20 protein-coding genes, 1 tRNA gene and 1 pseudogene are annotated in these 19253 nt (G+C 67.3%); 16 read left to right on the top strand and 6 right to left on the bottom strand.

Features of this window, described 5'->3' with window-relative positions; translation table 11 throughout:
• Window positions 1–49: 49 nt before the first annotated feature.
• Window positions 50–340, bottom strand: coding sequence for a DUF4031 domain-containing protein (locus E3N86_RS12820; RefSeq protein ID WP_104103409.1), 291 nt, complete (start codon window positions 338–340; stop codon window positions 50–52).
• 191 nt (window positions 341–531) lie between these two features.
• On the opposite strand from E3N86_RS12820, the gene rplU reads away from it, so the two are divergent.
• The 11 genes from rplU to E3N86_RS12765 all read left to right on the top strand — a co-directional run bounded on the left by rplU (window position 532) and on the right by E3N86_RS12765 (window position 8163).
• The gene (gene rplU / locus E3N86_RS12815) at window positions 532–840 is read left to right on the top strand and encodes a 50S ribosomal protein L21 (protein ID WP_104103412.1); all 309 of its coding nucleotides are present in this window, start codon (window positions 532–534) and stop codon (window positions 838–840) included.
• Between the two features lie 19 nt (window positions 841–859).
• Window positions 860–1117, top strand: a complete 258-nt coding sequence (rpmA, locus tag E3N86_RS12810) for a 50S ribosomal protein L27 (protein WP_104169636.1) — start codon at window positions 860–862, stop codon at window positions 1115–1117.
• 135 nt (window positions 1118–1252) lie between these two features.
• Window positions 1253–2833: a GTPase ObgE gene (gene obgE / locus E3N86_RS12805; RefSeq protein WP_134512108.1), complete on the top strand. Its 1581-nt coding sequence runs from the start codon at window positions 1253–1255 to the stop codon at window positions 2831–2833.
• Window positions 2830–3639 (top strand): glutamate 5-kinase, encoded by an 810-nt coding sequence (gene proB / locus E3N86_RS12800; RefSeq protein ID WP_134512107.1) that lies wholly within the window; start codon window positions 2830–2832, stop codon window positions 3637–3639. The genes obgE and proB (E3N86_RS12800) overlap by 4 nt, the downstream gene beginning before the upstream one ends.
• On the top strand, window positions 3636–4418 hold the full coding sequence (gene proB / locus E3N86_RS12795; protein ID WP_104103424.1) for a glutamate 5-kinase: 783 nt from the start codon (window positions 3636–3638) through the stop codon (window positions 4416–4418). Before proB (E3N86_RS12800) ends, proB (E3N86_RS12795) begins: the two co-directional genes overlap by 4 nt.
• A 9-nt stretch (window positions 4419–4427) precedes the next feature.
• Complete coding sequence (locus E3N86_RS12790; protein ID WP_134512106.1) at window positions 4428–5690, top strand: glutamate-5-semialdehyde dehydrogenase; 1263 nt, start codon at window positions 4428–4430, stop codon at window positions 5688–5690.
• Window positions 5691–5754: 64 nt separating this feature from the next.
• On the top strand, window positions 5755–5955 hold the full coding sequence (locus E3N86_RS12785) for a hypothetical protein (RefSeq protein ID WP_104103428.1): 201 nt from the start codon (window positions 5755–5757) through the stop codon (window positions 5953–5955).
• A 14-nt stretch (window positions 5956–5969) separates the two neighbouring features.
• Window positions 5970–6572: a nicotinate-nucleotide adenylyltransferase gene (gene nadD / locus E3N86_RS12780; protein ID WP_255409049.1), complete on the top strand. Its 603-nt coding sequence runs from the start codon at window positions 5970–5972 to the stop codon at window positions 6570–6572.
• A gap of 47 nt (window positions 6573–6619) precedes the next feature.
• Window positions 6620–7600 carry a hypothetical protein gene (locus E3N86_RS12775; protein WP_134512105.1) on the top strand — a complete coding sequence of 327 codons (981 nt, stop codon included), beginning with the start codon at window positions 6620–6622 and terminating at the stop codon, window positions 7598–7600.
• A 40-nt stretch (window positions 7601–7640) separates the two neighbouring features.
• Window positions 7641–8018, top strand: coding sequence for a ribosome silencing factor (rsfS, locus tag E3N86_RS12770; RefSeq protein ID WP_104194944.1), 378 nt, complete (start codon window positions 7641–7643; stop codon window positions 8016–8018).
• Window positions 8019–8090: 72 nt separating this feature from the next.
• A tRNA-Ala gene (locus tag E3N86_RS12765) sits at window positions 8091–8163 on the top strand.
• Window positions 8164–8323: 160 nt separating this feature from the next.
• On the opposite strand, the gene E3N86_RS12760 is transcribed toward E3N86_RS12765, so the two are convergent.
• Window positions 8324–8542 (bottom strand): DUF1653 domain-containing protein, encoded by a 219-nt coding sequence (locus E3N86_RS12760; RefSeq protein WP_134512104.1) that lies wholly within the window; start codon window positions 8540–8542, stop codon window positions 8324–8326.
• Between the two features lie 297 nt (window positions 8543–8839).
• Between E3N86_RS12760 and E3N86_RS12755 the strand changes: the two genes are divergently transcribed.
• Window positions 8840–9331 carry a YchJ family protein gene (locus E3N86_RS12755; protein ID WP_166785090.1) on the top strand — a complete coding sequence of 164 codons (492 nt, stop codon included), beginning with the start codon at window positions 8840–8842 and terminating at the stop codon, window positions 9329–9331.
• On the opposite strand, the gene E3N86_RS17465 is transcribed toward E3N86_RS12755, so the two are convergent.
• The 3 genes and pseudogenes from E3N86_RS17465 to E3N86_RS12745 all read right to left on the bottom strand — a co-directional run bounded on the left by E3N86_RS17465 (window position 9328) and on the right by E3N86_RS12745 (window position 10908).
• Window positions 9328–9477 (bottom strand): hypothetical protein, encoded by a 150-nt coding sequence (locus E3N86_RS17465; protein WP_241986104.1) that lies wholly within the window; start codon window positions 9475–9477, stop codon window positions 9328–9330. The two genes, E3N86_RS12755 and E3N86_RS17465, sit on opposite strands and share 4 nt — an antisense overlap.
• Before the next feature lie 208 nt (window positions 9478–9685).
• Window positions 9686–10386 (bottom strand): annotated as a pseudogene (nrdD, locus tag E3N86_RS17905) (anaerobic ribonucleoside-triphosphate reductase).
• Window positions 10387–10527: 141 nt separating this feature from the next.
• Entirely contained in the window at window positions 10528–10908 is a 381-nt protein-coding gene (locus E3N86_RS12745; protein WP_134374166.1) for a hypothetical protein, read from the bottom strand.
• 213 nt (window positions 10909–11121) lie between these two features.
• Here E3N86_RS12745 and E3N86_RS12740 point away from each other — a divergent pair, with 213 nt between their 5' ends.
• Complete coding sequence (locus E3N86_RS12740) at window positions 11122–12183, top strand: LLM class flavin-dependent oxidoreductase (protein ID WP_134512103.1); 1062 nt, start codon at window positions 11122–11124, stop codon at window positions 12181–12183.
• Window positions 12184–12333: 150 nt separating this feature from the next.
• Here E3N86_RS12740 and E3N86_RS12735 read toward each other — a convergent pair whose 3' ends face one another.
• Window positions 12334–12525: a hypothetical protein gene (locus tag E3N86_RS12735; protein ID WP_134343145.1), complete on the bottom strand. Its 192-nt coding sequence runs from the start codon at window positions 12523–12525 to the stop codon at window positions 12334–12336.
• 360 nt (window positions 12526–12885) lie between these two features.
• On the opposite strand from E3N86_RS12735, the gene glgX reads away from it, so the two are divergent.
• The 3 genes from glgX to treZ are packed head-to-tail and all read left to right on the top strand — an operon-like array spanning window position 12886 to window position 19239.
• Window positions 12886–15090 (top strand): glycogen debranching protein GlgX, encoded by a 2205-nt coding sequence (glgX, locus tag E3N86_RS12730; protein ID WP_134374162.1) that lies wholly within the window; start codon window positions 12886–12888, stop codon window positions 15088–15090.
• A complete protein-coding gene (gene treY / locus E3N86_RS12725) occupies window positions 15087–17477 on the top strand; it encodes a malto-oligosyltrehalose synthase (protein WP_104103456.1) in 2391 nt (796 codons plus the stop codon). Before glgX ends, treY begins: the two co-directional genes overlap by 4 nt.
• Window positions 17467–19239 (top strand): malto-oligosyltrehalose trehalohydrolase, encoded by a 1773-nt coding sequence (treZ, locus tag E3N86_RS12720; RefSeq protein ID WP_134374158.1) that lies wholly within the window; start codon window positions 17467–17469, stop codon window positions 19237–19239. The genes treY and treZ overlap by 11 nt, the downstream gene beginning before the upstream one ends.
• Window positions 19240–19253: the final 14 nt, after the last annotated feature.

Raw genomic sequence — 19253 nt, 5'->3', positions numbered from 1 at the left:
CCGGTCTCCCGATCTCTTTCAACCGGCGAGGCAGCGCTTCGGGCCCCGATCAGGACTCTGGGAGAGAGCCGCTGCCCGATCGGTCCCGCCCGCGCACACGCAGGCCGCTTGCGCGGAGCCGGAGAACCAGTTCCCGATTGTCCACCGGATGCGCCCCCGAGGCCACGAGGGCGTCATAGCGGTGGGCGGGTACGTCGTAGTGGTCCAGGTCGAAGCCGCGGCGGGGGATTCCGTTGCGGGCCGCGAAAGCGTGCAGTTCGGCCAGTGACGAATCGCTGACAAGATGGGACCAGACGGTGCCATGCGCGGGCCACATCGGCTTGTCGATCAAGACGGTCATTACCCGATTCTATGATCCGGCCTCGGTTTGACCGTCGCAGCAGGATCGGCTAACGTTGACTTTTGGTGTGCGACGGGCCTTTGCCCCCGCGATCACCGTGGTTTTCTGAGAGCGACGGGCCGACTTGGCGTGTTTAAGGCAGTAACTTTCCATCACGGGGCCTCACGGCTCCCCAGAGATAGGTACGTAACGTGGTTTACGCAGTTGTGCGCGCCGGTGGGCGGCAGGAAAAGGTAGAGGTCGGGACCATCGTCACGATGGACCGAATCAAAGCCAATAAGGACGGCAACGTCGAGCTGGCCGCAGTGCTTCTCGTCGACGGCGACACGATCACCTCTGACTCCCAGTCACTGGCCAAGATAACGGTCACGGCCGAGGTTTTGAACGATCTCCGCGGTCCGAAGATCGTCATCCAGAAGTTCAAGAACAAGACCGGGTACAAGAAGCGTCAGGGGCACCGTCAGGAGCTCACTCGCGTTCAGGTTACCGGCATCGCCTAGGCCCTGAGGAGCAGAACAGATGGCACATAAAAAAGGCGCGAGTTCCACTCGCAACGGTCGCGACTCCAACGCCCAGCGCCTCGGCGTGAAGCGCTTCGGCGGTCAGGTTGTCAGCGCGGGCGAGATCATCGTCCGTCAGCGCGGCACCCACTTCCACCCCGGCGTCAACGTCGGTCGTGGTGGCGACGACACGCTCTTCGCTCTCGAGCCCGGCTCGGTTGAGTTCGGCGCCAAGGGCGGCCGCAAGGTCGTCAACATCGTGGTGGCTGCCGCTTAGGCATTTCACATCGGTAAGCGTGAGGGCGGGCTTCGGCTCGCCCTTTGCGTGTTTCACGGCACCCGCACGACAAGATGCATAGCACCAATGATTTACGCACCACTGAGCTTTTTGCCACCTGGAAGGGGCACCCCCATGGCCACGTTTGTTGACCACGTCACTCTCCACCTGCGAGCAGGCAACGGAGGGAACGGCTGTGTCTCCGTCAAGCGTGAGAAGTTCAAGCCGCTCGCCGGCCCTGACGGCGGCAACGGCGGAAGCGGTGGTGACATCGTGCTCGTCGCTGACCCGAACGTGACGACCCTCCTCGGTTACCATCGGTCCCCGCACCGCAGTTCCGCGAACGGCGGCCCCGGCATGGGTGACCACCGCGCCGGCTTCGGCAGCGAGCTGATGGAGCTGGCCGTCCCGCTCGGCACCGTGGTCAAAGACGCCGAGGGCAACGAACTCGCCGACATGACCGAGCCGGGTTTCCGCATCGTCGTGGCGCCTGGCGGTCAGGGCGGGCTCGGCAACGCGGCCCTGGCCTCGCTCAAACGCAAAGCCCCCGGCTTCGCCCTGCTCGGCACCTACGGTTGGGAAGGCGACATCCAGCTTGAACTCAAGACCGTGGCGGATGTCGCGCTTGTCGGCTACCCCTCGGCCGGCAAGTCCAGCCTGATCGCGGCCATCTCGGCGGCCCGGCCCAAGATTGCGGATTACCCATTCACGACCCTGCACCCCAACCTCGGCGTCGTGGATGCCGGCGAGGTGCGCTTCACCGTCGCCGACGTGCCCGGACTGATCGAGGGCGCCAGCGAGGGAAAGGGCCTCGGCCTCGAATTCCTTCGTCACGTGGAACGGTGTACGGCGTTGCTGCACATCCTCGACTGCGCCACACTCGACCCTGACCGTGACCCGCTCAGCGACCTCGACGTCATTCTCGGCGAACTGGCCGCCTACCCGGTGCCCGACGGGCAGAAGCCGCTCCTCGACCGCCCCCAGCTGATCGCCCTGAACAAGATCGACGTTCCCGAGGGCCGGGAGCTCGCGGAGTTCGTCAAGCCCGACCTCGAGGCGCGCGGTTACCGCGTGTTCGAGATCTCGACCGTCAGCCATGAGGGTCTCAAGCAGCTCAACTACGCGCTGGCCGAGACCGTCGAGGCCGGCCGAGTCGAGGCCGCCGCGGCGCAGGCCGTCAAGCCGCGCATCGTGATCCGCCCGAAGGCCGTCGACGACAGCGGCTTCGTCGTCAAGGTCGAGGGTGGGTCGTTCGGCAACATCTACCGCATCATCGGCACCAAGCCCGAGCGCTGGGTGCAGCAGACGGACTTCAAGAACGACGAGGCCGTCGGCTTCCTGGCCGACCGCCTGGCCAAGCTCGGCATCGAGAACGAACTGTTCAAGGCCGGCGCGATCGCCGGCTCGACGGTCATCATCGGGCCCGGCAACGGCGTGGTCTTCGACTGGGAGCCCACCCTCACCTCCACGGCCGAACTGATCACGGCACCGCGTGGCACCGACACCCGCCTTGACGACTCCAAGCGACGCACCAGCAACGAGCGCCGAGAGGAGTACTTCGGCCGGATGGACGCCAAGGCAGCCGCACGCGCCGAACTGATCCGAGAGCGCGAGGCCGGCATGTGGTCGACCGGCGAGGAAGAGTACAACGGCGACACTCTCACGGGCGACGGTTCAGTCCCGGTGTCGCCCCGTAAGGAGAGCGGGGCCGAATGAGTCACCGCTCCCGCGCCCAGGTAGCCGCCGCCCGGCGCATCGTCGTGAAGGTCGGCTCCTCGTCGATCAGCGGCGACAACTCCGAGCAGATCGCACCTCTGATCGAGGTCCTGGCCCAGGCCCACAATCGCGGCGTGGAGGTCGTCCTGGTGTCGAGCGGCGCCGTCGCCAGCGGCATGGACTACCTCAACCTCGACGAGCGGCCGGCCGACCTAGCCACCCAGCAGGCCGCGGCATCCGTGGGTCAGAACGTGCTCACGGCCCGTTACCAGGAGACTCTGGACCGCTATGGCATTGCCGCGGGGCAGGTGCTGCTGACAGAGGGTGACCTACTCAACGAGCCGCACCGCAGCAATACCCGCCGCGCGGTGAACCGGCTGCTGGACCTGCGCATCATACCCGTCGTGAACGAGAACGACACGGTCGCGACCTACGGGCTGCGATTCGGCGACAACGACCGGCTCGCCGCCATGCTCTCGGTGCTCATCCGCGCCGACCTACTGCTCTTGCTCAGCGACGTCGACGCGCTCTACACCAAGCCCCCGCACCTGCCCGGTGCGGAACCGATCGACTTTATCGGGTTCGACCAGGAACTGGACGGCATGGAGTTCGGGGCGAACAAGGGTGCCGGCACCGTGGGCACCGGCGGGGCGGACACCAAGGTGAAGGCGGCCCGCCTGGCCGCCTCCGCCGGAACGGCCGTTCTCGTCACTGAGACGAGCCTGGCCGCAGAGGCCCTCCGCGGCGGCTCCCGTGGCACCTGGTTCGAGCCGATGCCCACCGCGCCCGGCCGAGCGCTTCTGTGAGCGCACTCGGCCGACACGAGGTCGCGTCGGCCGCGCGCATCGTTGTGAAGGTCGGCTCCTCCTCGATCAGCGGCGCGAACATCGCACAGATCATCCCGCTCGTCGATGCCCTTGCCGAAGCGCACGGGCGCGGAGTGGAGATCGTCCTCGTCTCCTCCGGGGCCATCGCCACAGGCATGCCCTACCTGCAACTCGACGAGCGCCCCACCGACCTGGCCACCCAGCAGGCCGCGGCATCCGTGGGCCAGAACCTGCTCATTTTCCGCTACCAGGACAGCCTCGACCGGTACGACATCGTCGCCGGCCAGGTGCTGCTCACTGCCGGTGACCTGGAAAACCCCTCGCATCGAGGCAACGCGCACCGGGCGATGGATCGCCTGCTCGGTCTGCGCATCCTGCCGATCGTCAACGAGAACGACACGGTCGCCACCCACGAGATCCGGTTCGGCGACAACGACCGGTTGGCCGCCCTGGTCGCCACGCTCATCCACGCCGACCTGCTGGTCCTGCTCAGCGACGTCGACGCCCTCTATACGCGCGCGCCGCACCTGCCGGGCGCGGAACGCATCGATCACGTCCCCTGCGGCGATCCCATGCTCGGTGTCGAGCTCAGCGGCAGCCGCTCCGGCGTGGGTACCGGGGGTGCCGACACCAAGGTGTCGGCCGCACGGATCGCGGCGGAGGCCGGCACTGCCGTGCTGCTCACATCGACTGGTCTGGTTGCCGAGGCACTCCGCGGCGACCCGGTCGGAACCTGGTTCGAACCCGCTCTGGCCTAAACTACCGGGATGCTGCAGACCGACTCACCTCAGATCACTCCGATCCTCGAAGCCGCCCGAACCGCCGCCCGAACTCTGGCCACGACGTCGACCGGGTTGAAGAACCAGGCGTTGCACGGGATCGCCGCCGCCCTGCGGGGGAGCGCTGCGGAGATTCTGGCCGCCAACACCCTGGATCTGGCCGCCGGCACGCGCAATGGCCTCTCCGAGGGCATGCTCGACCGCCTCAGCCTCGACGAGGCGCGCATTAACGCCCTCGCCGACGCCGTGCTCGAGATCAGCCTGCTCACCGATCCCGTTGGGGAGGTTGTGCGCGGCTCCAGCCTGCCCAACGGCGTACGAATCAGCCAGGTGCGTGTACCCTTCGGTGTCGTCGGCGTCATCTACGAGGCCCGCCCGAACGTCACCGTGGACATAGCCGCCATCGCTCTGAAGAGTGGCAACGCCGTCGTCCTGCGGGGCGGATCGGCCGCCGAGAACACCAACCGGGTGCTCGTCACCCTACTCCAGGCGGCGATCAGGCAGGTCGGCCTGCCCGAGGCGTGCGTGCAGACCATCGACCCGTTCGGCCGTACCGGTGCCACCGAACTGATGCAGGCCCGCGGCCTTGTCGACGTGCTGATCCCGCGGGGGAGCGCTGGCCTGATTCGGGCCGTCGTCACCCAGTCGACCGTGCCCGTGATCGAGACCGGGGCCGGCGTCGTGCACATCTTCGTCGACGAGTCGGCGAATCCGGAGTGGGCGGTCGACATCGTGCACAACTCGAAGGTGCACCGGCCCAGTGTCTGCAACGCCCTCGAGACTCTGCTCGTGCACGAGGCCGCGGCCGCGCGGCTCCTGCCGGCCGTTCTGGCGAAGCTGACGGAGTCCGGCGTTACCCTGCACGGCGACGACCGCGTGCGCGAGATCTTCCCCGCGGCGGTGCCGGCCACGGAGGAGGATTGGTCCACCGAGTACATGGGCCTCGAACTGGCCGTGGCGGTCGTCGACTCCCTCGACGACGCCATTGCGCACATCCGTCGCTACTCGACCGGGCACACGGAGTCGATCATCACAAACGACATCGTGAACGCCGACCGGTTCCTCGGAGAAGTGGATTCCGCGGCGGTCATGGTCAATGCCTCGACCCGGTTCACCGATGGCGGCGAGTTCGGTTTCGGAGCCGAGGTGGGCATTTCCACTCAGAAACTGCACGCTCGCGGGCCGATGGGTCTGCCCGAGCTCACCAGCACCAAGTGGATCGTGCGTGGCTCCGGCCAGGTGCGCGCATAGCCCCCGCTAGACTGTTGGCCATGGCGTAGCGCTGTGCCTTGTTAGTCCCTGAATGGAGAATCCCATGTCGTTCCTGACCGTTGTGCTGGCTGAGGCCGGGCTCGTCGATTTGCCGATGCCGATCTTCCTCTACGGAGTAATCGCCCTCGTGGTCTTCGCCGCGCTCGGCTTCGTCGTCTGGTCCTACCGGGATGTCGCCAACCGCCACCAGGCCAAGGCGAAGGCTTACTCCGACGCCCACGGCGGCGCGCGCAGCGACCACTAATCGGAAGCGTCACCATCGATAATCCCGGGGCCCGCCCACCGCGCATCGGCGTGATGGGCGGCACGTTCGACCCCATTCACCACGGGCACCTTGTGGCCGCCAGCGAGGTGGCTCAGAGCTTCGACCTTGATACGGTCATTTTCGTTCCCACCGGTCAGCCGTGGCAGAAGGCAGATGTGACCGAGAGCGAGCATCGGTATCTCATGACGGTCATCGCCACCGCCTCCAATCCTCGGTTCACCGTCAGCCGGGTCGACATCGACCGAACCGGGCCCACTTACACGATTGACACCCTGCGGGATCTGCACGCCGAACGCCCGGACGCGGAGCTCTTCTTCATCACGGGTGCCGACGCGATGGGGCAGATCCTGGGCTGGAAAGATGTTCAGGAGCTCTGGGACCTGGCCCATTTCGTGGCTGTGAGTCGTCCGGGACACGAGCTCAGTATTTCGGGATTGCCCAACCAGGACGTAAGCTTATTGGAGGTTCCGGCTCTGGCCATCTCGTCCACGGACTGCCGGGAACGTGTGAATCGGGGATTCCCGGTCTGGTATCTGGTCCCCGATGGGGTTGTCCAGTACATCTCAAAGCATCATCTGTATCGGAGTGTGGCATGACGTTGGGTAATGACCCACAGCCACTGACGCGGCGACAAGCCCGCGAATTGGCTGGTCGGAACGAGCAGGTCGTCGCCGGCGAATCCGCCGTTCCGGCGCCGCTCGAACCGGCACCGGTGGATCAGGCACCGGTTCCTTCGACGGATGCCCTTTCCGCAAAGCTGCATGCCGCCCAGCAGTGTCCCGCCGCACCGACCGCGTTCGCGCCTCGCGCCGTCGACGGCGCGCGTAGCGTTCTCCACGCACAGGACCACAACACCCTGACCCGTCGTGAGCTGCGCGCGCTTCAGACCACGCAGACCGGCGATTCCGGCGAATTCCTGCTGAAGCACAACTCCCACACCGAGTCGGCGCTCCCCGCTGCCCCGATCGCACCCGCACCTGTGCCCGAGACGGCTGCGCACCCCTTCGCCATCGACGCGCTGCACGTTCCGGTGGCCCCCGCCAAGGTGGCGCCGCCCGTCGAGTTCCTGATTGAGGCCTCCCCGCGCACGAAGGTCAAGTCCCGACCCGGAGTGCTCCACCCGCCGGTCGGACACTGGTCGCTGGCCCGCGACGAGGTTGACGACCACGTTCCCGGCGTGACACAGCTCGAACCGTTCGACCAGATCGTGGCTCGCGGCATCAGCGCCGGCGGCATTCCGACCACGACCAACGCCCTGATCCTGCCGTCCATCCCGCACCACGGATCTTCGTCGGGCCCGCTCATGCGCACCGGCGAGATTATGGTCACCGGGTCGATCGATCTACCCCGCAGCCTCGGTTCCACCGGAGCCCTGCCGAACGTCTTCGACTCGTCGGACATGGACCAGATGCTCGACCAGCTCGACGAGGGTGGACACCATAGCGACGTCGCCCCGGTCAGTGCGAGCCGCGCCGTCAGCACGCACGCTTCGACCCGGGGTGTCATGGCTCCACCGAGAAAGCGCGGGTTGACCGTCCCGGCCGTCCTGACCGTTACCGCAGGCGTGCTCGCTTTCGGCGTGCTGGCCCTGATCGTGGCCGGCTACGTCCTCAAGATTTTCTAATGCCATCCATTTCGCCTTCACTAACTCAGGGATTCATTCGATGACCGCTTCTGCCCATGCTCTCGAGCTCCTCCAGGTGGCCGCCGCCGCCGCAGACTCGAAAGCGGGGGAGGACCTCGTCGCAATCGACGTATCCAATCCCCTGCCTCTCACCGACATCTTCCTGATCGTCACGGGCCGCTCCGAGCGCAACGTGGTGGCCATCGCCGGTGAGATCGAAGACAAGATGACCGAGGCCGGCCACAAACCGTTGCGTCGCGAAGGCCGTGCCGAGGGGCGCTGGGTCCTCGTCGACTTCGGCGATCTCGTCGTGCACATTTTCCACGAGGAAGAGCGCGTGTACTACTCGCTCGAACGTCTGTGGAAAGACTGCCCCGTCATTCCCATCGCACTGCCTGCCCACAAGGCCGCCGAGTAGCGGTGGTCAGCAGCAGGCTAATCATGTAGTAGCCTAGAGAAGTTGTTTCGGGCAAGTTGCGAAACACATTCTGGGTCCGTGGCGCAGCTGGTAGCGCACCTGCATGGCATGCAGGGGGTCAGGGGTTCGAATCCCCTCGGATCCACCGAGTAGCACAACGTACCGAAAATATGGAACAGGCCTCGATTTCGGTCGGGGCCAACTCTGGTTATGTGGGGCAGAAAAGCTCATCAATTTTCGCATGAAATGTATCGATCAGATGGATCCTCGCGGAGGCCCTCTGACGCGACTGCGGGGGCTGGTATTCACGCGCCGTCGATCAGGGCGAAGCGTGGAACGGCTGCGCCGTCGACGCGGACGGTTCCCGTGAACATGGCCAGGGGGCGCACCCACAGCCCGCGTTCTCCGTACAGGGCGGTGTAGACCACCAGCTGTTCCTCGGTCTCCGAGTGCCGGGCCACGCCGAGAACCTCGTAGAGGTGACCTTTGTAGTGCTTGTATCTGCCGATCGCAATGTCATTCATGGTGGGCTGACTCTAGGCTCCTTCGCCCGACATTCCCAAACCGTCATCTCCCCACCCGAGCCGGACCGGCAGGTACCGGGCCGTACCCTGTTGCCCGGCGCCACACACCTGTTCGAGGAGCCGAAACCCTGGCGGCGGCCGCCGACCTGGCCCGGGACCGGGTCGGCGACCACCTCGCCCAGACCGTCCCGCCACCGGTTGCCCGCACCGCGAGTATCGCTCCGAGTCCTGCCGACACCCGAGCGACGGGAGCCACAGAACGAACCCGGCACGGGGGGAGGTGACCGCGACGCTGCGATGGAACAGGTCGGCAGAACGCGAGTACGAGACCGAGCCGACCGGGTTCCGGCGGCCCGAACGCTGCCCGATACTGGAGGGGTGCCCGAGACTTCGATTCCTGCAGAGCGCCCGCAGCGCCCTCGACCGTGCCCCTGCCTGAGCGGCAACCCCTATTCCGCGTGCTGTGGTCGGTTCCACCGCGGGGACGCGTTTGCGCCCACCGCGGAGGCGCTGATGCGGTCCCGGTACGCGGCCTTCGCGGTGGGGGAGCCGGACTACCTGCTCACGACGTGGCATCCGCTCACCCGCCCGGAGGTGCTGGAACTCGACGCCGACGTGCGTTGGCTCCGCCTCGAGATCGAACGGACCGCGCAGGGCGGCCCGTTCGACACCGAAGGGGTGGTGGAGTTCACGGCGCACAGCCGGTCCGGCGGCGTCTCCTCGCAGCAGCACGAGATCAGCCGGTTCGTGCGCCTGAACCGACGGTGGGTCTACCGGGACGCTGTCTAGCCCAGCTGCTTCAGGTGGGCTTTCAGCCGCGCCGCGAACGCGGGGCGGGCACCTTCGGCCCGCACAGTCTGCAGCACGTGTTCCCGCACGCCCAGGGCGGTGAGCGTGGCGCTGAGCCCCTGACGTCTGGGGGGGGGGGGGGGCATGATCATCGGTTCGACGGTCGTGCGTGCCGGGTGGGCTCCCCACCCGAGAAGACCACGCCGTCGAGCAGGCCGTGACGCTTGGCCAGCAGCCAGTCGCAGGTGGACAGTGCCACAAGTCCCGCGATCTGCAGATCGTTCGCACTCGCCCTTCTTGCCGATGCTGAACGAGCTGACCGGGCAGAAGTGGCCCATCACGATGGTCCACACCTCACAGACGCCGCCGCAGACCGTGCAGGTCGGGTGCTCGCCGGCCAGGTAGCCGTGGTCGGGGGCAGATTGAGAACGACGGCGTAACCGTGATGTACGGCAGCCGGTGCGTCGTCAGGGAGCGCTGGACGAGCTCGCGGCAGGCCGCGGCCGTGCAGAGCTTCTCCGACATGTACAGGTGCAGCACGGTGCCGCCGGTGTGGCCTCCAGGTTGTACATGTTTCCGGTGGTCTCCTGGAATGAAGTTCTGGAAATAAGGAGTGCCAAACACCGCGGTCATCACGTCGATAGACGCCCGCTTGATCACGGCCATCTCCTCGGCCAGGTCGTCGTGGTTGAAGTCCAGCTCGACCTCGCCGATCACGGTCACCTGCTCGCGCAGGTCCTCCAGGCAGACCCAATCGAACGTGAGGTTGGTGAACGGCGCCCTGTAGGAGTCGAAGGAGCTGCACTCCTGCGCTCCGGCCCACTCGTTCTGCATGGTGCCGAGGAAATTGACGATCTGCGCGATGGCCGAGGAGAAATGCCTCGGGGAGTGGACTCGACCTTGTCGAGAAAGCCAATCAGTCCCTCGTCGAGGAACACCCGGAGCGACCAGCCGGCGCAATAGCCAACCAGCATGTCAAGGTCGTGGATGTGTAGCTCGCCCTCGCGGTGCGCCTTGCCGATCTCGGCGCTGGAGACGGCAACACGGATCCGCACTGCGTCGGAAGGAGCGTTAGCGCCAGTGCGCGTGATGGCCCGAAATTTCGGGTTTGTGCATTCGACCTCACACCCGGTGCCTCAACGTCACCACATCTTGGGGTCCACATTCCGATACTGACGACATGTGGTGGTGAGTGGCTAAGCGAACGGTCGGAACAGGGCCGCCAAGATGGCGATATAGACGACCACGAAGACTGCGGGGGTCAGGAAGCGCACGACGTTGATCCACGGCGCGGAGGCGATGACGCCGCGCCCGAGGGCGCTGCTCGCGGGCAGCGCGCAGAGGTCAGCCACGATGGCGAGCCCTTCGTTCGCGGACGCGATTTGAGCGAGCGCGCCGAGAATGCCTGAGGCCAGCAGGATGCCCGCGGCCGCGATGCGCACGCTCAGCTCGGCCTCCGCAAGGCCGAGGGACAGGAAGGCCACGAGCGCCGTGAGCAGGAAGGTCGGAGCGAACTGGGACACGATGATGTGCCAGCGGGCCCGGGTCCAGAGCGAAATGAGTTCGTGTTCGGTCATGGGAAATCTCCTGTCGCCGGGGCGACCGGATGGTGGCGCCTGACCCCATTCTGCCCCCTCGCGCCGGCTCGCCGGCGGCCCCCATCCCTAGCGGAGCGCCCCGAACCTCAGGTCGGGCTCGGAATATTCTCGGGACGGCCGCGGTTTTTTCCTTTGAATGCATTTGCATAGAGTTTGTCGAACGTACCGACCACGGCGAGGAGCACGCACCAGATGAAAAAGAAGTTCGAACTCGGGCTGGATACCTTCGGTGACGTTACCTTTGACGCCTTCGGGGCCCGGTTGTCCCAGGCGGCGACGCTGCGCAACGTGGTGGCCGAGGGTGTGCTGGCCGATCAGGTCGGCCTGGACTTTTTCGGGATCGGTGAGCACCACCGGGAAGATTTCGCCGTTTCCGCCCCCGAGGTTGTTCTGGCCGCGATCGCCGGACAGACCACCAGCATCCGTCTCGGGTCGGCGGTCACCGTTCTCAGCTCCGACGACCCGGTGCGCGTCTTCCAGCGCTTCTCCACCCTCGACGCGGTCTCCAGCGGGCGTGCCGAGGTCATCCTGGGTCGCGGCTCCTTCACCGAGTCGTTCCCGCTTTTCGGGCTGGAGCTGGAGCAATATGAGCTTCTGTTCGAGGAAAAGCTCAACCTCTTCACCGAGTTGCTCAAGGAGGAGCCCATCACCTGGTCGGGCGAAACCCGTGCCGGCCTGCGTAACCAGCGGGTGTTCCCGCCCACCGAATCCGGATCCCTCACCACCTGGATCGGCGTGGGCGGCAGCCCCCAGTCCGTCGTGCGCGCCGCGCACTACGGCCTGCCGCTGATGCTGGCCATCATCGGCGGCTCGCCGCTGGCCTTCGTGCCACTGGTTCAGCTCTATCACCGTGCGCTGGCCCAGTTCGAGAAGCCGACCCGCCCGATCGGCGAGCACTCCCCGGGATATGTGGCCGTGACGGATGCCCGGGCGCGCGAGAAAATGTGGCCGCACTATGCCGCCATGCAGGACCGGATCGGCCGCGAGCGCGGTTGGGGTCCGGTCACCCGGGAGCGCTTCGAACACGACGCCGGCCCGGACGGCGCCCTGTTCGTGGGCTCACCCGAGACCGTGGCCACGAAGATCGCCGCCACGGCGGTGAGGCTGGGGCTCGCCCGCTTCGACCTCAAATACAGCCTCGGCACGCTCTCCCACGAGAAGCTGATGACCAGCATCGAGCTTTACGGCACTGAGGTGGCACCGCTCGTGCGCGAGCTGGTGGCTGCCGACCGCGCCGACGACGTGAGCGGGTGATCGCGGAACGCCAGAATACGAGGCCCGTCACAGCGCACGGAACGAATTCGACGGAGATTTTGCACAATACGGCTCGAAATACTCCGGAAACCCGCTCTTGTGCCAAAATCTCCGTCGAATTGGTTCGACACCGGGCACGGTGCTCCGCCTCTAGAGCTCGGCCACCGTGCCGGCGCCCTCCTCCTGCAGGGCGTACCTGGCGGGGACGAGCTGCTCGAGGCTGCGGTAGACATCCGCCGGCACCACGTCTTCGCCGGCCAGTGCGCTGAGGATGATGACGTCTGTCCCCAGGCCGGCCCGGAGGGTGAGGTCGTAGAGCTCGTCGAGATCGTGCCGGGACAACACATCGCCCTGAGCCTCGGCGAGATGTACGCGTTCGCCGCCACGCCGAGCGTGCAGGTACGCAGTACCTCGGCCGGGGCGTCGCACCGCGAGCCTGAACCATCCGGGCCTGCAAAACTCCCTGGCCACCGGCGTGCAGAGGCACATCGGTGGCGTCCTCGCGGCCCTCGACGGTGACCGTGAGAACCGGGGACGGAGCGAAGACCACGACCGCATTCACAGCGGCTTGATACCCAGAGCGGTCACCCGCGAAAACGGATCGGGCGTCGACGGGGCCCGGCAGACTGTAGCGTACTTGTGGGCATACCGGCGCGATCGGTGTGTCGACAGCACGAGACCCGTAGCACGAGGAGCACCCCTTTGGAAACCTGGCCCGGTACTGCGTACCCGCTCGGAGCAACGTACGACGGCAGCGGCACGAACTTTGCCCTGTTCAGCGGAGCCGCCCACCGCGTTGAGCTCTGCCTTTTCGACGAACAGGGCGTGGAGACCCGCATCGACGTGGTCGAATCCAGCGCGTTCATCTGGCACTGCTACCTGCCCCTGATCCAACCGGGACAGCGCTACGGCTACCGCGTGCACGGCGACTACAACCCCGCCGCGGGCAGCAGGGCGAACCCCAACAAGCTCCTGCTCGACCCCTATGCCAAGGCCACCTGCGGCACGATCGACTGGGACCAGTCCCTGTTCTCCTACAACTTCGGTGACCCGGATTCGCGTAACGACGAGGACTCCGCCCCGCACATGATGCTCGGCGTCGTCGTCAACCCGTTCTTCGACTGGGTGGGAGACCGGCCCCTGCGTACGCCCTACAGCGCCTCCCTGATCTACGAGGCCCACGTGAAGGGCCTCACCAAGCTGCAGGATGCGGTACCGGAGAGCCAGCGCGGCACGTACGCCGGCGTGGCGCATCCGTCGGTCATTGACCACCTGCAGAAACTCGGCGTGACCGCGATCGAGCTGATGCCGGTGCACCAGTTCGTCAACGACGGCACCCTCGAGGAAAAGGGTCTGAACAACTACTGGGGTTACAACACCATCGGGTTCTTCGCCCCGCACAACGCGTATTCCTCCTCCGGTGACCTCGGCAACCAGGTGCAGGAATTCAAGGGGATGGTTCGTTCTCTGCACGACGCTGGTATCGAGGTCATCCTCGACGTGGTCTATAACCACACCGCGGAGGGCAACCACCTCGGCCCGACGATCTCGTTCAAGGGCATCGACAATGAGGCGTACTACCGGCTCATGGACGACGACAAGCGGTACTACATGGACTACACGGGCACCGGCAACACCCTGAACGTTCGTCACCCGCACTCGCTGCAGCTGATCATGGACTCGCTGCGCTACTGGGTTCTCGAGATGCACGTCGACGGCTTCCGGTTCGACCTGGCCTCGGCTCTGGCCCGGGACCTCTACGACGTCGACAAGCTCTCCACCTTTTTTGAACTGGTGCAGCAGGACCCGGTGGTGTCCCAGGTCAAGCTCATCGCCGAGCCGTGGGACGTCGGCCCCGGTGGGTACCAGGTCGGCAACTTCCCGGCTCAGTGGACGGAATGGAACGGAAAGTACCGCGACACCGTGCGTGACTTCTGGCGCGGCGAACCGTCGACGCTGGGCGAGTTCGCGTCGCGAATCACCGGTTCCGCCGACCTCTACGAGCACTCGGGCCGCCGCCCCGTCGCCTCGATCAACTTCGTCACCGCGCACGACGGGTTCAGCCTCTCCGACCTGGTCTCTTACAACGAGAAGCACAACGACGCCAACGGCGAGAACGGCCAGGACGGCGAATCGCACAACCGGTCCTGGAACTCCGGGGTCGAGGGGCCGACGGATGACCCGGAGGTCCTGGCATTACGGGCCCGGCAGCAACGCAACTACGTTGCCACCCTGCTCCTGTCGCAGGGTGTGCCGATGATCCTGCACGGCGATGAGCTCGGCCGAACGCAGAACGGCAACAACAACACCTACGCCCAGGACAATGAACTGAGCTGGATCCACTGGTCGGAGGCGGACCAGCCGCTGATCGAGTTCACGGCTGCCGTTTCCCGGCTGCGCCGCGAACACCCGACGTTCCGCCGCAGCAGCTTCTTCAACGGCCACCCCGGTCACCGCGCCGCGGGCGACCCGATGAGCGACCTTGTCTGGCTGACCCCCGACGGGCAGGAAATGCAGCCCCAGGACTGGGACGAGCACCTGACGCGCACGGTCGCCATGTTCCTCAGCGGCGACGGCATCCGGGAGCGCGACGTCCGTGGCCAAATGGTGACCGACGTGAATTTCCTGGTCTGCTTCAACGCAGACGCCGAGGATGTCGAGTTCACCCTGCCCCCGGCCGAATACGCCCCGGCGTGGGAGATCGTCGTCGACACGGCGGGCGAAGGCGCCGACGCGGTTCCGCGGCCCGCCGGGTCCCTGCACACGGTGACGTCGCGTTCCCTCGTCGTGCTGCGGGCGTATCACGCTCCGGAAACCACGCCGGACCACTCCGTCGCGGCCTCCCTGGCCGGGCTGATGACGGGGACGATCCCCGTGATCGACCCGGCGCACCTGGTCCAGCCGTGAAAATTCCGCTCACCACCTACCGTCTGCAGATCACGGCCGCGTTCGACCTGGCGGCCGCGGAAGGGGTGCTCGACTACCTGACCGAGTTGGGAGCGGACTGGCTCTACCTGTCCCCGCTGCTCGCTGCGGAAGAGGGCTCCGACCACGGCTACGACGTCGTCGACCACTCACGCATCGACCCGGTGCGGGGCGGAGCCGAGGCGCTCACCCGCTTGGCGGCGGCCGCGACGGATGCCGGGCGCGGCATCTTGGTGGACATCGTGCCCAACCACATGGGCGTCGCGACCCCGCACCGCAACCTCTGGTGGTGGAACCTGCTCCAGCACGGCCCCGCCTCGCGCTACGCGGAGGCCTTCGACGTGGACTGGGCCGCGAACGGCGACCGAATCCTGCTGCCCGTGCTCGGCGACGACGCGGACGGAATGAGCGAACTCGACCGCCTCCAGGTGGTCGGCGACGAGCTGCACTACTACGACAACCGGTTCCCGCTCGCCCCGGGCAGCGCCGACGGCGGCGCAGACGCCCGCGTCGTGCACGCCCGGCAGCACTACGAACTCGTCAACTGGGGCCGCGCGGACGCGCAGCTGAACTACCGTCGGTTCTTCTCCGTGAACACCCTGGCCGGCCTCCGGGTCGAGGTGCCGTGGGTCTTCGACGAATCCCACCGGGAGATCGTGCGCTGGGTGCAGGACGGCCTCGTGCACGGGCTGCGGGTCGACCACCCCGACGGTCTCGCCGACCCGGGCGGCTACCTCGACCGGTTGCGGGATGCCACCGACGGAGCCTACGTGCTCGTCGAGAAGATCCTCGAGGGTGACGAACAGCTGCCGACCAGCTGGGCCACCGCCGGCACGACCGGGTACGACGCCCTCGCCGACTTTGACCGGCTGCTCGTCGACCCGGCCGGGCAGGGCGCGCTCGACGCACTCGAGGCCCGGCTGCAGGCCGAGGCCGCGGCGCTGACCGGTGACGCGCCTCCGGCGGACTGGGCCGACCTGGTGCACGCGCGGAAGCGCGTCATCGCGGACCGCACCCTCCAGGCCGAGGTCGTGCGCCTGGCCCGACTGGTCCCCGGCGGCGACGCCACCACCGAACTGACCACGGTCGACGCCCTGGCCGAACTCCTGGCCTGCTTCCCGGTCTACCGCTCCTACCTCCCGGTGGGCATCGACGAGCTGCGCCACGCTGGCGTCGAGGCGGCTCGCCACCGGCCCGACCTCGGCCCCGCGATTGAGGCTCTGCTTCCGTTGCTCGGCGACCCGGGGCATCCGCTGGCCGTGCGCTTCCAGCAGACCTCGGGCATGGTGATGGCCAAGGGTGTCGAGGACACCGCCTACTACCGCTTCAGCCGGCTCACCTCGCTGAACGAGGTCGGCGCCGACCCGGGGGAGTTCGCGGTCGACCTAGCCGAGTTCCACCGTCGCCAGCAGACCCGTCAGGCCACCTTCCCGGCCTCGTTGACGACCCTTTCCACCCACGACACCAAGCGCAGTGAGGATGTGCGCGCCCGGATCTCGGTGCTGGCCGAGATCCCGGCCGAATGGGAGAGCACCCTGCGCACCCTGCGCGCGACCGCGCCCCTCGGCGACGCCCCGTTCGAAAACCTGCTCTGGCAGGCCATCGTCGGATCGTGGCCGGCCACACCGGAACGCCTCATCGCCTACGCGGAGAAGGCGGCTCGGGAAGCCGGAACGTCGACCACCTGGACCAGCCAGAACGCGGAGTTCGAGACGGCGATGCGCGGCCTCGTGACCGCCTCCTTCAACGACCCGGCAGTCACGCAGACGCTCACCGCGTTCGTCGACAGGGTGCGCCAGGCGGGCTGGAGCAACGCGCTCTCGAACAAGCTCGTGCAGCTGACGGCCCCCGGAGTGCCCGACGTCTACCAGGGCAGCGAGCTATGGGACACCTCCCTCGTCGACCCCGACAACCGCCGCCCGGTCGACTACGACCTGCGGCGCGGCTACCTGGCCCGGGTGCAGGACGGCTGGCTGCCGCCCGTCGACGAGACCGGCGCCGCGAAACTTCTGGTCACCACGCGCGCCCTCCGGCTGCGCCGCGACCAGCCCGAACGTTTCTACCGGCACAGTCCGGTCCCCGCGTTCGGCGCCGCCGCCGACCACGTGATCGCTTTCGACCGCGGCGGCGCGGTCACCATCGCCACCCGGCTGCCGCTCGGGCTCGCGGCCGCGGGCGGCTGGGGAGATACGATCGTGGTCTTGGCCGGCGGGCCGGTCGTCGATCTGCTGACCGGGGAACGCCACCCCGGCGCATCCGTCAGCGTGGCCGCCCTGCTGGGGCGCTACCCGGTGGCCCTGCTGGTGCCGGCCGACGACGCCGACCCGACCCGCACGACCGACCTGGAAGGTGCCGACCATGCCCGCTGAATTCAAAGTCTGGGCTCCCAACGCATCGGCCCTGGCGGTCGAACTCGCCGACCAGACCGTGCCGATGACCCCGCGGGGCGACGGATGGTGGCACGCACCCCGTCCGCTGACCGAGCCCGCCGAGGGCCGTGCCGATCAGCCCGTCGACTACGGCTTTTTGATCGACGGTCAGGGGCCCTTCCCCGACCCCTGCTCCCGGCACCAGCCGAACGGCGTGCACGCGAAGAGCCGCACGTTCGATCCCGGCGCGCACGTCTGGCAGGACAGCGCCTGGACCGGCCGCCAGCTGGCCGGCAGCACGATCTATGAGCTGCACCTCGGCACCTTCACTACGGAGGGCACCCTCGACGCCGCGGCGGGCCGACTGGCCCACCTGGCCTCGATCGGCGTCGACTTCGTGGAGCTGCTCCCGGTCAATGCCTTCAACGGCACCCACAACTGGGGCTACGACGGGGTGCTCTGGTACGCCGTGCACGAGGGCTACGGCGGACCGGCTGCCTACCAACGGTTCGTGGACGCCTGTCACCAGGCCGGAATCGGCGTCATCCAGGACGTGGTCTACAACCACCTCGGCCCGAGCGGCAACTACCTGCCGCAGTTCGGTCCGTACCTGAACGAGAGGGGCGACACGGGCTGGGGCTCCTCTCTCAACCTCGACGGCGCCGACTCCGACCCGGTGCGCCGCTACATCATCGACAACGCCCTGATGTGGCTGGGCGACTACCACGTCGACGGACTCAGGCTGGATGCGGTGCACGCCCTGCGGGACGACCACGCCCTGCACCTGCTCGAGGAACTCGCCGCCGACGTCGATGTGTTGAGCGCCACCCGCGGGCGTCCGCTCACCCTGATCGCCGAATCGGACCTCAACGACCCGCGTCTGATCACGCCGCGGGACGCCGGCGGCTACGGGCTCACCGGCCAGTGGAGCGACGACTTCCACCACGCCGTGCACGTGGCGGTCACCGGCGAGACCACCGGCTACTACGCCGACTTCGAGCCGCTCAGCGCCCTCGCGAAGGTGCTCACCCACGGGTTCTTCCACGACGGCACCTTCTCCAGCTTCCGCGGGCGCACCCACGGTCGGCCGATCGACACCGCACGGATGCCGGCCTGGCGCCTCGTCGTCAACAACCAGAACCACGACCAGATCGGCAACCGGGCCACGGGCGACCGCCTCAGTGCGACCCTCGACGCCGGGCAGCTGGCGATCGCCGCCACCCTGACCCTGCTCGGCCCGTTCACGCCCATGCTGTTCATGGGCGAGGAGTGGGGGGCGAGCACACCCTGGCAGTTCTTCACGTCGCATCCGGAACCCGAACTCGGCGAGGCCGTCCGCACGGGCCGGATCGGCGAGTTCGCGCGCATGGGCTGGGACCCGGCCGTGGTGCCCGACCCGCAGGACCCGGCCACGTTCGAGCGGTCGGTGCTGGACTGGGCTGAGGTGTCCCAACCGGCCCACGCGCGCCTGCTCGATTTCTACCGGGCTCTGGGCTGGCTGCGGCGTTCCCGTCCGGACATCACGGACCCGCGCTTCGGCCGGGTCGCGGTCGACGTCGACGATAACGAGCGGTGGCTGCGGCTCTGCCGCGGCGACACCGAAATCCTGGTCAACCTGGGCACGGAGGCTCGTGACGTGCCGACGGATGCCCCGGCGCTACTGGCATCCTTCGCCGCCGTCGGCGACGCGGTCCAGTCTCGCACGCCCACCGCGGTCACCCTCGCACCGCACTCCGTCGCCGTGTTCGGCGCCTCCGAGTAGCCCGCAGTCAACGG

Origin of the sequence: Cryobacterium sp. Hz7 (genome assembly GCF_004402815.1) — a bacterium.
Classification (GTDB): domain Bacteria; phylum Actinomycetota; class Actinomycetes; order Actinomycetales; family Microbacteriaceae; genus Cryobacterium; species Cryobacterium sandaracinum.
Note: the sequence above shows the minus strand (reverse complement) of the source record. Positions and strands in the feature narration are given on the sequence as shown.